The organism is Nocardia blacklockiae (assembly GCF_015477355.1).
Classification (GTDB): Bacteria; Actinomycetota; Actinomycetes; order Mycobacteriales; family Mycobacteriaceae; genus Nocardia; species Nocardia blacklockiae.
This window is the reverse complement of sequence record NZ_JADLRJ010000012.1, coordinates 180,997-194,544: the sequence shown is the minus strand read 5'-3', so window position 1 is coordinate 194,544 and position 13,548 is coordinate 180,997. Positions and strand designations below refer to the sequence as shown.

The window sequence follows — 13,548 nt, the reverse complement described above, 5'->3', positions numbered from 1 at the left end:
AGCTCCCACTGCTTGTCCGTCAGCACCTGGTACCGATCACCGGTCAGTGTCGCCACGGCGACCATAATGCATGACCGGCCCGCTGTTCGGGCTGGTCATGCAAAATCTATTGGGAGACAGGCCCTAGGGCGCTAGACGTCGGGATCGACCGCCGAACCCTCGGGCTGTGCAGTCCATGGCTCGCTGCTGTCGTGACTTGCTGTCCGCCACGCTCGTCCCGGCCGCGGCGCGGATGACGAGTGCGACCTCCCGGACTTGACCTGAATATTTGTTGAGGTTGGAGGGTGGGGTGGTATCAGTGGCCGAGTAGCGGAGGAAGACATGACGAGCACGGTTTCCGAGGGCGGGAAGACGGGCGAGGCGGGGGACTTGTTGCGGGTGGCGGTGGTTATCGGGAGTACGCGGGAGGGGCGGTTCGGGACGACCATCGCGGACTGGGTGGTCGATCGAATAAAAGAGCGGGAGACTCTGGCCGTCGATGTCATCGATACCCGCGAGGTCGAGCTGCCGCATGCCTTCGGTGCGGGCGGTGCGGGGTCGCTGGCGGTGACCAGTGAAAAGCTTTCGGGCGCGGACGCTTTCGTGGTGGTGACGCCCGAGTACAACCACAGTTATCCCGGTTCGCTCAAGAATCTCGTCGACGCGCATCACCGCGAGTGGCAGGCGAAGCCGGTGGGATTCGTTTCCTACGGCGGGATTTCGGGTGGGCTGCGGGCGGTGGAGCATCTGCGGCAGGTGTTCGCCGAGTTGCATGCGGTCACGGTGCGGGACACGGTCAGTTTCGCGAATCCGTGGGGTCGATTCGACGAGAGCGGTCGGCTCACCGATCCGGAGGAGGCGGTCGCCGCCGCGCGGATATTGCTGGACCAGCTCACCTGGTGGGGCACCGCGCTGCGCACGGCCCGCGCCATCACTCCGTACGGGCGGTGAGCCCGGTGACAACCGCAACGATTCCCGCGCCGGTCCAAACCCGCAACCCGATGGCCATCGTGCTGGTTCTCGTGGTCGGCGCGATCATGGCGACGCTCGACCAAACCATCGTCAACGTCGCCATCAACACCCTTTCGAGCCGGTTCGACGCGGGCCTGAGCGTGATCCAGTGGGTGACGACCGGCTATTCGCTCGCGCTCGGCGCGGTGGTCCCGGCCTCGGCGTGGCTGGTCGGCAGGTTCGGCGCGAAGCGCTTGTACATGACGGCCGTCGCCGCCTTCGCGCTCGGCTCGGTGCTGGCGGGCTTGGCGTGGAACATTCAGTCGCTCATCGCTTTTCGCGTGGTACAGGGGGCGAGCGGCGGGCTGCTGATGCCGGTCGCGATGACCATCCTGCTCCGCGCCGCCGGTCCGGATCGGCTGGGCCGCCTGATGAGCACGCTCGGCCTGGCCATCCTGGTCGGACCGCTGCTCGGCCCGGTGATCGGCGGGTATCTCATCGACGCGGTGTCGTGGCGGTGGATGTTCTTCATCAACCTGCCGCTGGGCGCGCTCGTGCTGATGCTGACGGCCAAGATCATCCCCGGCGATGCCCCGGAACCGCCGCGCCCCTTGGACATTCGCGGTCTGCTCCTGATGTCGCCGGGGTTGGCGCTGCTCATCTACGGAGTGACCGCGGCGGGCGAGCACGCGGGCTTCGCCACGCCGGCCGTGTGGGTGCCCATGCTGGCCGGGGCCGGGCTCATCGCCGCCTTCGTCCGCCACTCCCTGACCACGCCGACGCCGCTGCTGAACCTGCGCGTGCTGGGCAACCGGACGACGGGCACGGCTGCGGTCCTGTTGGCGCTGTTCGCCTTCGGCTACTTCGGCTCGATGCTCCTGCCGCCCTTGTACTTCCAGACGGTGCGGGGCGAATCCGCGCTGGTGGCAGGCGCTCTCGGCATCCCGTTCGCATTGGCGTCGGGGGTGACCTTGCAGGTGGCGGGCCGGTTGATCGACCGCATCCCGCCCGGCCGCTATCTCCCGGTGTCGATCACGGTGGCGCTGACCGGATTCGCGCTGTTCGCGTTCCAACTCGACGCGGACGCGCCGTACTGGGCGCTGGCGGCGACCATGCTGCTGATGGGTGCGGGCGGCGGCGGCACCATGATGCCGGTGCTGACCACCGCGACCCGGCAGCTGAGCCGGGCGCAGCAGCCGGCGGGATCGACGGTGCTGAACATGATCAGCACCACCGCCATGGCCGTCGGCACCGCCGTGACCTCGGTGATCCTGGGCGCGCTGCTCCCGGGAACCGCTGGGCTGCAAGACCTGCACGGCATGGACCCGGTGCAACGGGCGGAGCTGGCTCCCGCTTTGGCCGAGGCATTCCGGCACACCTACCTCCTCGCGCCGGTCGTGATCGCCGTCGCCATGGTGCCGGCGTTGCTGCTACCCCGCAGACGGCCCGACACCGTCCTCGAATAGCGGCGTGCGATGTCAGCGACGGTGTCAGGACTGCGTCAGCTCGCTGTCAGCCGACCCCGACACAGTGTGTACATCGAGCAACACAGACCACGGACCGAGACCGATCCGGGTCGACCACAACGCAATTCGAAGGAGCACACCATGTCCGTCACCCTCACCGCCCAGGACCAGGCCACCGTCCGCACCGCCGCCTACGGCGCGGTCTCGCTGCTGGCCGCCGCCGACAGCAAGCCGCACAAGGCCGCCACGGCCGGCTCGCTGGCCCTGATGGCGTCGACCGGCACCGTCGGGCACGTCCTCGCCGCGAAGGCCAAGGACATCACGCTGTCGGGCAAGTCCGTCGCCGAACTCGCCGACCGGGTGCTGCCCGCGCTCACCGACGCGGTCGCCCTGCTCGAGCGGCAGGACCCGGCCGAGGCGGACAACTTCCGCAGCACCGTGCTGGTCGCGGTCGAGGCCGCCACCACCACGCCCGGCCCCGTCACCGGCGAGATGACCCGCAAGATCACCGCGGCCCTGCACGCCGCGTGACCGGCAGGCGCGACCGCTCGTCCCGGGACCGGTGACGAGCGGTCGCGGCCGACCCGGCGCGGCCTCGGTGACCAGGCGTACCGTCCTTGCATGGCACAGCGATTCGTCATGTGGAGGATCTCCGGCAAAGTGCAGCCGCAGTTCGGCGGAGCGTTGCACATCGACCTGACACCCGAGGCGCTGGCAGAGAACGAGCCGGAGTTGCGGGACGCGTTGGGCGGCGGGCGGATCGTCTCCCACACCATCGAGTACGAGCGTGCCAACATGGGCCCCGGATCCTGGCTGATCACCTTCGTGGTGGATATGCCCTAGGCGGCCGGACGGTCGGGGAGGAAGGTCGCGGCCGCGAAACCGCCCAGTCCGATCACGCCGAGCACGATCATGGCCGCGGCATAGCCGTTGCCGGTGAGATCCGCGGTGAGGATGGTGCCGGCGATCGCGGTGCCGAGCGAGGACCCGAGGTTGGAGACGCTGCGGGACAGCCCGGAGATCTCGCCCTGCTGATCCTCACCGAAGGCGGATTGCACGACGTCGACCGACGGGGTGAGCATGACGCCGAGGCCGAGCCCGATCAACAGCAGTCCCGGCGTGAACGCCCAGGGCGAGAGCGAGCGGTGCGCCAGGGCCAGCAGCACGGCGATGCCGGCGACCGTCACCAGGAAGCCGTCCGTGACGAGGGTGCGCTGGGCGTGGCGGCGCACGAGCCGGGCGGCCGACAGCGACGACGCCAGCAGGCCGACCGTCGCGGCGGTGAAGATGACGCCGGTCTCGATCGCGTTGTAGCCGCGCACCACCTGCAGATACGCCGCGACCACGAAGGACGAGCCCATCAGCAGCAGCCACTGGATGTTTTGGGTGAGCATGCCGAGATTGGCCGTGCGGCTGTGGAACAGGCTCGTCGACAGCAGCGGCTCCACACCGGCGCGCTCCTTGCGCCGGCACGAGACGAAGAACCAGGCCAGCACGCCCGCGCTCAGGGCGAGCAGGGCCAGCGTCACCCAGAGATTGTCGTCGGCGGCGAGAATGCCGGACACCAGCAGCACCAGACCGGTGGCGGACAGCACCGCGCCGCGCCCGTCGAAGACGCGAGAAGGGTCCGCGGGCAACGGATCTCGGATGTCGCGGCTCAGCAGAATGATCGCGACGATCACCAGCGCCTGGAAGACGAACGACGCCCGCCAGCTCAGCGCCGAGGTGATGAGCCCGCCGATCAGCGGTCCGGCCGCGGCGCCCACGCCACCCATCGCCATGATCGCGCCGAAAGCCTTGGACCGGTTGACCTTTTCGGTGAACAGCAAGGTGGTGAGGATGTAGACGGGCGGGATCAGCAGCGCCGTGCCGACACCCTCGAGGATCGAATTGCCGAGGATCAGCACCCCGAGGCCGGGCGCGAGCGCGCTGAGCACCGCGCCGACGCCGTAGATCGCCAAACCCGCCACCAGGCAGCGCTTCCGGCCGTAGCGGTCGGTGAGCTTCCCGCCGGGAATCATCAGCGCGGCCATGACCAGCAGGAAGATCGTGATGGTGAGCTGCACGCCGTGCACGGTGGTGTGCAGGTCGGCGCTGATGTCGTTGATCATCACGTTCATGTTCGATCCGGCGAAGCTGCAGATGAACTGCGCCAGCGTCAGCGGGAGCAGGACGCCGCGCGGACCGTCCCTCACCCTCGGATTCGCTTCGCACTCACGGCTTCTCCCTTCGCCTGCCGGGAACGCTGCACGTCGCAACCCCCACAGTCTGTGGCGCGCCGCTACCGCCGCGGTTGCGCCGGACTTGGCGGCGGGGCGGAACCGGGACGGAAGCGGGATCTGTTGCCATCCAGGCGCGTACGGCGGGGCGAACGCGCCGCGCCGGGTAGCGTGCGCAAGCAGAAGTACACGGCGAGGGGAGTTCTCATGCGGCGACGATGGGTGCGGCGGATCCTGCCGGCGGTGGTGCTGACCGCGGGGACCGCGCTGGTGTCCGCGGTACCGGCGAGCGCCGACGACGAGATCCCGCTGGACCGGTTCTACCACCAGTCGGTGGCCTGGCAGGCCTGTGACGACCGCGTGCTCGACGACGCCGGAGCGCAGTGCGCGAACGTGGTCGTGCCGCTCGACTACGCCCGCCCGGACGGCCGCACCACGACCGTCGCGATCTCGCGCATCCCGGCCACGGATCCGGCGCGCCGCCGCGGGATCATGCTGTCCAATCCGGGCGGACCCGGCGGCCCGGGCCTGCGCATGATGGTGACGGTGCGGGACCGGCTGACGCCGCAGGTGCGCGCGCAGTACGACCTGATCGGCATGGACCCGCGCGGCATCGGCCGCTCCGACAAGGTGGACTGCGCCATCCCGCTGCCCACCATGCTCTTCTCGGCCGGGTTCGACGTGTTCGGCTACGCCCGCGACACCGCGCTGGCCGGGGCGCTGGCCGCCTCGTGCGTGACGCCGGACCCGGAGAAGGCGCGGCACACCACCACCCGCAACACCGCCCGCGACATGGACGTCATCCGCGGCGCGCTGGGCGAGTCCCGGCTCAACTACTACGGCGGCTCCTACGGCACGTATCTCGGCGCGGTGTACCTACAGATGTTCGGGCCGCGCGCCGACCGGTTCGTGCTCGACAGCGGCGTCGACCCGGACCGCTACTGGATCGGCATGTTCCAGGACATGGGCGGGACCAACGAAGCGGCACTGGACGATTGGGCGGCCTGGGCGGCCCGGCACGACGCGGACTACCACTTCGGCGCCACCGCGCCGCAGGTCCGTGCCTACGTCGAGGACCTCGTGCACCGGGCCGCGCGGCATCCGGTGGTCAGCGACGCCTACCTCATCGACGAGCACACGGTGCCGATGATGTTGCTCGCGCTGCTGGTGAATCCGAAGTTGAACGCCGACCTGGCCGAGGTGCTGCAGATCATCGACGACGGGGTGTCGGGGCGGCCGGTCGACATGCCGCGGTTGAAGGCGAAGATCTCCGGCGCCGCCCCGACCGAGTCCGCCGGAATGGCCGCGGTGCTGTGCGGCGACCGGGCCGCCCCGCGCGACCCGGCCTGGTACTACCGCAACATCGAGGCGGCCCGGGCGAGCCAGCCGGTGTTCGGCGCCTTCGCCAACAACATCACCGCCTGCGCGTTCTGGCCGGAGCCGGTCGAGCCGCCGACCGAGGTGCACAACGGAATTCCCGCGCTGCTGCTGGGCACCGTCCACGACACCCGCACCGCCTACCCGCAAAGCCTTGCGCTGCACCGCGACCTGACCGCCTCCCGCCTGGTCACCTTGGCCCACACCAGGATTCACGGCGCCTTCCGAGTCGGCCTGAGCCCCTGCGTCAGCGAAGCCGTGAACACCTACTTCGACACCGGCACCCTCCCCGCCACCGACCTCACCTGCGAACCCGACCCCACCTACTTCCCGGAGTAGACGTCCAACGACTACACCTCGTCATCCCGGCACGCTTTCGGCCGGGATCCACCGCCACAACCCGGCTCCACCGGGCAGCCCCACTCTCAGGCCGTGAGCGCCATGCCCGGCCCCGCCGGGCAGCCCCACCTTCAGGCTGTGAGCGCCACACCGGCCACACCGGGCAGCCTCACCCTCAGGCCGTGAGCGCTACACCCGGCCCCGCCGGGCAGACCACCCTCAGGCCGTGAGCGCTACACCCGGCCCCGCCGGGCAGCCCCCTCAGGCCGTGAGCACGGTCTTGCCCGGCAGGCGTCCGGCGGCGGCGTCGGCGTGGACCGCGGCCAGGTCGGCCAGCGGGCGGCGGTCGGCGACGTCGATCCGGAGTTGCCCGGCGTCCACGCGGCGGACCAGTTCGGCCAGCTGGGCGGCGTCGCTGCGGGCGAAGACGCGCAGCGTCCGCACGTCGCGGCCCGGGTTCTCCGGGGGCGGGGTGGTGGTACTCACCAGCGCGCCACCGTCTTTCACGAGGTCGACGAGCGCGGCGGTCTGTTCCGGCGTGGTGGGTACCAGGTTGAGCACCACGTCGAAGGGCCCGCCCGGCACCGCGAGCGGAGTGCCCGCGTAGTCGAGGTAGCCGACGACCCGGTCGGATCCGTACTCGCGCAAGCGATCCGCGCTGCGCGCACCCGCCGTCGCGGTGACCACGGCCCCGGCCTGCTTCGCCAGCTGCACGGCGTAGCCGCCGACCGCGCCACCGGCGCCGTTGACGAAAACCGTCTGCCCCGAACGCAATTCGGCAAGTTCGAACAACGCCTGCCACGCCGTCAAGCCGACGCCGGGCAGGGCGGCGGCATCGACCGTGTCCACCGTCCGCGGCGCGGCGGCCAGCAGTTCGGCCGGTGCGAGCGCGTACTCGGCGGCGGCGCCGTCCGAGGTCATCGGCAGGAACGCCACCACGGTGTCGCCCGGCCGCCAGTTCTCCACTCCCGCACCGGTTTCCGCGACCGTCCCGGCCACGTCGATGCCGGGTACGTGCGGCAGGGCGAGCGGGAACACCTCCCGCAGATAGCCGGCGCGGATCGTCGCGTCGACCGGATTGAACGAGGTGGCGGCCACCCGCACCAGCACCTCACCCGCACCGGGCACCGGCCGATCGACCTCCTCGTAGTTCAGCACATCGCTGTCGCCGTACCGGTGAAAGCGCACTGCCTTCATGTCAGCCTCCCAATCAGAGTTGCTTCGATGTCGAAGCATGCTCAGAAGCGTAGCTGCTTCGACATCGAAGCAAAATAGGAAAAGTGAGTGAAGACGGTCACATCGCTTCGACATCGAAGCAACTTAGGATGGGGAGGTGGCCGAATCCTTGGAGCCGGAACAGCTGAACACGTACTTCGCGCTCATGGAGGCGGTCAGCCTGCTGCAACATGCCGTCGAGCAGCAACTGCGCGCGGCGGGCGACCTCAGCTATGTGCAGTTCCAGCTACTGGCCCGGCTCGCCGCCGCCGACGGCCCGCTGACCATGACCGAATTGGCCGACGGCGTCGTCTACAGCCGCAGCGGACTCACTCACCAGGCGGGGTTGCTGGAACGGGCGGGCCTGATCACCCGCGCACCCTGTCCTGATGACCAGCGCGCCACCGTCGTCCACATCACCGAGGCGGGCCGCGCCCGCGTGCAACAGGTCCTGCCGGGTCACGTGGCCGTGGCCAAACAAATGCTCTTCGACCCGCTGCGCCCCCACGACGTGGACGAGCTGGGAGCCATCATGACCCGAGTGCGCGACCACATGCGCGCCCAACCCCCGCGCTCCGCCACCCCGCGAAAACGCCGCACCCCCTGACTCGGAGGACCCAGCAACCGCCTGGCGCGACCTACCCCGCCCGGCGCGGCGGGATCACCCAGAACTCGTTGCCGGAGATGGGCGCCAGCGGCCGGGTGTCCTCGATCGGGTCGACCCGCAGCAGCGCGATGAATTCCTCGACGGTGTAGCCGGCTGCGCGGATGTCCGAAAGCAGTTGCTCCGCAGGCGACCTCGAAGCGACCAGTCTGAGCATCATCCTCCCCCTGGGAGACGTCATCGGACCTGTGCGACAGCGGGCCGCGGGGGCAATCGCGGCCCGCTCTGCAGGGCATCTCACTCTGGAGACGCGCACAGCTTAGCGAGTGCCCAGCTAACTTCGCGTCATTTTCGAGTGGAAATATTCGGACATGTCCGACAAGACAGACGGGTGCGACCCGATCACTGCTGCAGGCAGTCCTTGACGATCGCCTTGGTGGCTTCCTGCGCCTTGGCGGCGTCGTCCTGGCTCAGACCCATCGCGGACGGATCCGAGGTCTGCGCGTTGTTGCCCGGCTTGGTCATGATCTCCAGGCCGTCCTGCGAAATGCCTTGGTCGACATAGTGTTTGGCGGCGCAGTCGGCCATCTTGGCGTCCTTGAGCCCGCTGTCCTGCAGGGCCTTGGACAGATCCGCCTGGGTGATCTTCGACTCGTGTTCCGAGTGATCCGAGCCGCCGCACCCCGCCAGTAGTGGCAGGGCGACGAGCGCGGCGGCGATCAGCGAAATCCTCAACGGTTCCTCGATTCTTGCAATGTGGTGTGACGGGGCGGCGACACAACCGCCGTCGTGATCCTGCCGTATCGCGCGGTCCGGGAACAGTCGGTGGTGGAAACTCTCAGAGGTCCGCGGCGGCGCGCGGCGCGGTGTCCGGCCGCTCGACGCGCAACCTGTTGGCGCAGCGCCAATCGTTGCTACTGTGGGCGCCGTCCATCACCCGGCGCGGGGAGTTGAAGAGAACCATGCTGAACCACCACCGAGTCGGCGCGGGCGAGCCGCTGGTCTTGGTCCACGGCGTCGGCAGCCGCCTGCAGGTGTGGGATCCGATCATCGCCGCGCTGGCGGAATCGTTCGAGGTGATCGCCGTCGACCTGCCCGGTTTCGGGGCGTCCGAACCGCTCGCGCGGACCACCGTCGACACCCTCACCGACGCCCTGGCCGCCTTCCTCGCCGAGCAGGGGCTCGAAAAGCCGCATCTGGCAGGCAATTCCATGGGCGGGCTGATCGTGCTGAACCTCGCCGCGCGCGGGCTGGCCCGGTCGGTCACCGCGTTCTCGCCGATCGGGTTCTGGTCCGTGGCCGGGCGGGTGTGGTGTCAGCGGTCGCTGGGTGTCTCGAAGGCGCTGGGCCTGCGGATGCGTCGCGCGCTGCCCGCGATCCTCGGCACGCCCGCGGGCCGGACGACCTTCCTGAGCCTGGTGTTCGGCAAGGCGTGGGCGGTGAGCCCGCAGGTCGCCCTCGACACCGCGTTCGGCGCCATGTACGCGCCCGGATTCGACGCCGCCCTGGCCTCTTTCGCGGACGCCAGGCTGCAGAACGGCGGCCGGTTGGAGCGCATCCCGGTCACCGTCGCGTGGGGTGACCGCGACATCCTGCTCACCTACGCCACGCAGAGCCGCCGGGCCCGCGCCTGGCTGCCCTTCGCCCGCCACCTCACCCTCCCCGACAGCGGCCACACCCCGTTCTACGACGATCCGCAGCGCTGCGCGCAGGTGCTGCTGGACCAGTTGGACACCAGCCCGGCCTGAACCGACCGCAGGAGCCCGCGATGAGCACCGTTTCCCTCACCCTCGACGGCGACCGCGCCCACGTCGCCCTCGACCGCCCCGACAAGCACAACGGACTGACCGTCGAGATGCTGCGCGACCTGGTGCGGGTCGCCCGGGTGGTGGGCCGCCGGGACGACATCCGCACGGTGATCCTGTCGGGCAACGGCCCCAGCTTCTCGAGCGGCCTCGACATCGCCGGCACCGCCGGTGACCCGCTGGCCGTGGCGCGGCACTTCCTGCCGATTCCGTGGCTGGGCACCAACACCTTTCAGGAGGCCTGCTGGGCGTGGCGGCGGCTGCCCCAGCCGGTGATCGCGGCCGTGCACGGCCACTGCTTCGGGGGCGGTTTGCAGCTCGCGCTGGCCGCCGACATCCGCTACGCCGCCCCGGACGCCGACTTCTCGGTGATGGAGGTGAAGCACGGCCTGATCCCCGACATGACCGGCGCCGTCACCCTGTCGCGGCTGGTCGGCATCGACAAGGCGCTGCTGCTGACCCTGACCGCCGACCGGGTGGACGCCGCCTACGCCGAACGCATCGGTCTGGTCACCGAGGTGACCGCCGACCCGCGGGCCGCCGCGGAGAAACTGGCCGACCGGATCGCGGCCCGGCCGCCGCACGCGGTGGCGAGCGCCAAGCGCCTGTTCGACCGGAGCTGGCACGCCGGCGTGCGCCGCACCCTCGGAATCGAGCGGGCCACGCAGCTGCCGCTGATCGTGCGGCAGGCATTGTCGAAGAATTAGACAATTGCCGCGAAAAACTGTGCAATTACCCAGAAACTCGGTGCGGTAAACGCGTTTCGACGAGCGTCGCTGCTAGCATTTCCTCGCTTGTGCCAGCCAGTCGACAATCGCGTGCGGCATCACATGCTCCTCGTCCGGTGGGCCGCACCGCTTCGGCGTGAAACCGGAGGGCTCACCGACTTGACCAGGACCGTCTCCATCCTGATGTCCGCCGTGGCGGGCGCCTCGGCCTTACTTCTCACCGTCACTTCGCCGGCCGCGGCAAATCCCAACGCGATCAATCCGATTCCGGTGTTGAACGGCACCAACGGCCTGCCACAACTGCCGGGCCGCTCCCGGGCGGTATTCCAGCTGACCGGTATGGCGAGCCCGAACAATACCGAGCATTACAACGTGCTCGGCACCGATCTGGGCATCATGTGGGACAACGGAAACGGTGAAATGCTCACCGCTTTCGGCGACACCGCCGGGGTCGGCCTGCCCAATCTGCTGGCCGGCAGCACCTGGGCGTGGCGCAGCAACATCCTGGTGCGCAGCCACACCCAGGACCCCTCGAACGGCATCTACTTCGACAGCGTGGTCCGCGACGTCTTCGGCCAGGCGCGCGACCTGATCCCCAGCCCCAAGATCCCGTTCATCGAGATCAGCCGCATCCCGACGGCGGGCATCGCGGTGGGCGGTGTGCAGTACATGAGCCTGATGTCGGTGCAGAGCTGGGACGAGGTGGGCCAGTGGACCACGAACTTCTCCGGGCTGGCGGCCTCCGCCGACAACGGTGAGACCTGGGCCGACCTCGGCTTCACCCGGCGCCCGAACGAGGGCGGCAACGCGAACTTCCAGATGAACGCCTTCACCAAGGCCGACGGCTGGGTGTACGAGTACGGCACGCCCTCGGGCCGCAACCACTCCGCCTACGTGGCGCGGGTGCGCGAGCAGGACATCCAGAACCTGGCCGAGTACGAGTACTGGGACGGCGGGCGCTGGGTGAAGGGCGACGTGAACGCCGCCGCGCCGATCACCGGCGGCGTCGGCGAGCTGTCGGTGATGTGGAACCAGTACCTCGGCCGGTACGTCATGCTCACCACCGACCCGTGGAATTCGGTGGTGATGCGCACCGCGCCGGCGCCGGAGGGCCCGTGGAGCGATCCGGACGTGCTGATCGACACCCGGGAGCTGCCCACCGCCTACGCCCCGGCGATCTTCCCGTACCAGACCGGCCGTGACCTGTACTTCCTCACCACGGTGCACAGCCAGTACAACGTGCTGCTGATGCGCGCCCCGCTGTAGTACCCGCGCCATAGACTCGGACCATGGACGCAGCCGAGTGGGATGCGCGCTACGCGCAGGGCGAATTGGTGTGGGGCGCACCGCCCAACGGCACCGTGGTCGAGCACGTCTACGGGCTGGACAAGCGGATCGTGCGGCAACCGGACGCGCCGGGCGAGGCGCCGACGCCGCTGCCGCGCGCGCTGGATCTCGGCTGCGGCGAGGGCCGCAACGCGCTGTGGCTGGCCACGCACGGCTGGCAGGTGCGGGCGGTGGACTTCTCGCAGGTCGGCATCGACAAGGGCCGCACGGTCGCCTCGCGGCTGTCACGGTCGGTGCGCGGCCGCATCGAATGGCAGTGCGCCGACGTCACCGACCCGGCCGCGGCGGGCATCACCGGCCCCTACGAACTGATCCTGCTCGCCTACCTGCACCTGCCGCCCGCCCCGCGCCGCACGCTGCTCGGGCAACTCGCCGACCTGCTCTCACCCGGCGGCACCCTGCTGATCCTCGGCCACGACACCACCAACCTCACCGAAGGCCACGGCGGCCCCCAGGACCCCTCGATCCTCTTCACCCCCAACGACATCCTGTCCGACCTGGCCGCGAGCGACCACATCCGCATCCGCGTCGCCGACCGCGTCCTGCGCCCCACCGAGGCAGGCGACGCGATCGACGCCCTGGTCGTCGCCACCCGCGTGATCCCGGACCTGGAACAGCAGTCCACGGGCCGGGAAGACGTGATCGACATCCGGACGTAAGCCGCGCAACCGCGAAAGAATTTGCGCCTCAGGACTTTCCGCTCCAGCGCAGCAGCCAGGGCTCGACTGTTTCGGTGATCAGGTCGAAAGCGGCGCGGAAGGAATGTGGTTGGTTGGGGACTACTTTCACCTCGGCGGCGTCGGCGGGGGACGGGATGCCGAAGGGGTCGCGGGCGCCGTTGACGACCAGGACCTCGACCGGCCGGGCCGACAGCAGCTCGGCGCGGCGGGTCTTCTCCGGCTTGCCCGGCGGGTGGAGCGGGAAGGATAGTGCGACAACGCCTTTCGCGCCGGACTCGACCGCGGTGCGGCAGGCGACGCGGGCCCCGTTGCTGCGGCCGCCCTGGATCAGCGGCACCCGGCGGACCTTCTTGCGGAGCGCGGCGACGATCTCCAGCCACGCCGCGTCCTGCAGCTTCGCCGAACCCGGTGCGCGCCGCCCGGCCGCCCGGTAGGGCTGGGTCACCCGCGCCACCGCGCCGCCGAGGCCGACCGCGCAGTCGCGCACGGCGAGCAGGTCCTGTGCGTCGACCCCGCCGCCCGAACCGTGGGTCAGCAGCAGCAGGAAGGCCGCCCGCGGCGGCCGATCCAGCTCGATTTCCGCAGGTCCGGCACTCGTGTCGATGCGCACGCCCCACGGTAACCCGCTGCTCGGCGCGGGCCCGGGAACGCCACCTGCCGGTCGGTTCGCGCCGCCGATCGGGACCACTCTTTGTTCATCGCGTCACATCGGCACCGCAACCCTTTGAAACATGCATTACCCGTCGGTAATATACGGTGTAAGTTACCCGCGAGTAGCAGGCTGACGGCTATCCGTGGACACAACGGGCGGGAACGGCACAACCGGACCGCACCAACC

At 69.7% G+C, this 13,548-nt stretch carries 16 protein-coding genes; 10 read left to right on the top strand and 6 right to left on the bottom strand.

Annotated elements, in window-relative coordinates; all coding sequences use genetic code 11:
- The first annotated feature begins 321 nt into the window (after positions 1-321).
- From IU476_RS29110 to IU476_RS29095, 4 genes are all read left to right on the top strand, one after another.
- Positions 322-930 carry an NADPH-dependent FMN reductase gene (locus IU476_RS29110; RefSeq protein ID WP_195105477.1) on the top strand — a complete coding sequence of 203 codons (609 nt, stop codon included), beginning with the start codon at positions 322-324 and terminating at the stop codon, positions 928-930.
- Between the two features lie 5 nt (positions 931-935).
- Positions 936-2,396: a DHA2 family efflux MFS transporter permease subunit gene (locus IU476_RS29105; RefSeq protein ID WP_324194393.1), complete on the top strand. Its 1,461-nt coding sequence runs from the start codon at positions 936-938 to the stop codon at positions 2,394-2,396.
- Positions 2,397-2,537: 141 nt separating this feature from the next.
- Complete coding sequence (locus IU476_RS29100) at positions 2,538-2,927, top strand: hypothetical protein (RefSeq protein WP_195105476.1); 390 nt, start codon at positions 2,538-2,540, stop codon at positions 2,925-2,927.
- A 90-nt stretch (positions 2,928-3,017) separates the two neighbouring features.
- Positions 3,018-3,239, top strand: a complete 222-nt coding sequence (locus tag IU476_RS29095) for a hypothetical protein (protein ID WP_195105475.1) — start codon at positions 3,018-3,020, stop codon at positions 3,237-3,239.
- Here the strand turns inward: IU476_RS29095 and IU476_RS29090 are convergent.
- The gene (locus IU476_RS29090; protein WP_324194392.1) at positions 3,236-4,591 is read right to left on the bottom strand and encodes an MFS transporter; all 1,356 of its coding nucleotides are present in this window, start codon (positions 4,589-4,591) and stop codon (positions 3,236-3,238) included. The genes IU476_RS29095 and IU476_RS29090 overlap by 4 nt on opposite strands.
- A gap of 231 nt (positions 4,592-4,822) precedes the next feature.
- Between IU476_RS29090 and IU476_RS29085 the strand changes: the two genes are divergently transcribed.
- On the top strand, positions 4,823-6,331 hold the full coding sequence (locus IU476_RS29085) for an alpha/beta fold hydrolase (RefSeq protein WP_195105474.1): 1,509 nt from the start codon (positions 4,823-4,825) through the stop codon (positions 6,329-6,331).
- A gap of 261 nt (positions 6,332-6,592) precedes the next feature.
- Here IU476_RS29085 and IU476_RS29080 read toward each other — a convergent pair whose 3' ends face one another.
- Entirely contained in the window at positions 6,593-7,528 is a 936-nt protein-coding gene (locus tag IU476_RS29080) for an NADP-dependent oxidoreductase (RefSeq protein WP_195105473.1), read from the bottom strand.
- 136 nt (positions 7,529-7,664) lie between these two features.
- Here IU476_RS29080 and IU476_RS29075 point away from each other — a divergent pair, with 136 nt between their 5' ends.
- Positions 7,665-8,153 carry a MarR family winged helix-turn-helix transcriptional regulator gene (locus IU476_RS29075; protein ID WP_195105472.1) on the top strand — a complete coding sequence of 163 codons (489 nt, stop codon included), beginning with the start codon at positions 7,665-7,667 and terminating at the stop codon, positions 8,151-8,153.
- Between the two features lie 31 nt (positions 8,154-8,184).
- Here the strand turns inward: IU476_RS29075 and IU476_RS29070 are convergent, their stop codons facing one another.
- The 3 genes from IU476_RS29070 to IU476_RS36890 all read right to left on the bottom strand — a co-directional run bounded on the left by IU476_RS29070 (position 8,185) and on the right by IU476_RS36890 (position 9,114).
- Complete coding sequence (locus IU476_RS29070; RefSeq protein WP_195105471.1) at positions 8,185-8,367, bottom strand: hypothetical protein; 183 nt, start codon at positions 8,365-8,367, stop codon at positions 8,185-8,187.
- Positions 8,368-8,552: 185 nt separating this feature from the next.
- Complete coding sequence (locus tag IU476_RS29065) at positions 8,553-8,885, bottom strand: hypothetical protein (RefSeq protein ID WP_195105470.1); 333 nt, start codon at positions 8,883-8,885, stop codon at positions 8,553-8,555.
- Between the two features lie 103 nt (positions 8,886-8,988).
- Entirely contained in the window at positions 8,989-9,114 is a 126-nt protein-coding gene (locus tag IU476_RS36890) for a hypothetical protein (RefSeq protein ID WP_267466628.1), read from the bottom strand.
- Here IU476_RS36890 and IU476_RS29060 point away from each other — a divergent pair.
- The 4 genes from IU476_RS29060 to IU476_RS29045 all read left to right on the top strand — a co-directional run bounded on the left by IU476_RS29060 (position 9,113) and on the right by IU476_RS29045 (position 12,689).
- Positions 9,113-9,898: an alpha/beta fold hydrolase gene (locus IU476_RS29060; protein ID WP_195105469.1), complete on the top strand. Its 786-nt coding sequence runs from the start codon at positions 9,113-9,115 to the stop codon at positions 9,896-9,898. The genes IU476_RS36890 and IU476_RS29060 overlap by 2 nt on opposite strands.
- 20 nt (positions 9,899-9,918) lie before the next feature.
- The gene (locus tag IU476_RS29055) at positions 9,919-10,662 is read left to right on the top strand and encodes a crotonase/enoyl-CoA hydratase family protein (RefSeq protein ID WP_195105468.1); all 744 of its coding nucleotides are present in this window, start codon (positions 9,919-9,921) and stop codon (positions 10,660-10,662) included.
- Between the two features lie 180 nt (positions 10,663-10,842).
- Complete coding sequence (locus tag IU476_RS29050) at positions 10,843-11,949, top strand: glycoside hydrolase family 183 protein (RefSeq protein WP_195105467.1); 1,107 nt, start codon at positions 10,843-10,845, stop codon at positions 11,947-11,949.
- A gap of 23 nt (positions 11,950-11,972) precedes the next feature.
- A complete protein-coding gene (locus IU476_RS29045) occupies positions 11,973-12,689 on the top strand; it encodes an SAM-dependent methyltransferase (RefSeq protein WP_195105466.1) in 717 nt (238 codons plus the stop codon).
- A gap of 28 nt (positions 12,690-12,717) precedes the next feature.
- On the opposite strand, the gene IU476_RS29040 is transcribed toward IU476_RS29045, so the two are convergent.
- Entirely contained in the window at positions 12,718-13,320 is a 603-nt protein-coding gene (locus tag IU476_RS29040) for an alpha/beta hydrolase family protein (RefSeq protein ID WP_195105465.1), read from the bottom strand.
- Positions 13,321-13,548 lie beyond the last annotated feature (228 nt).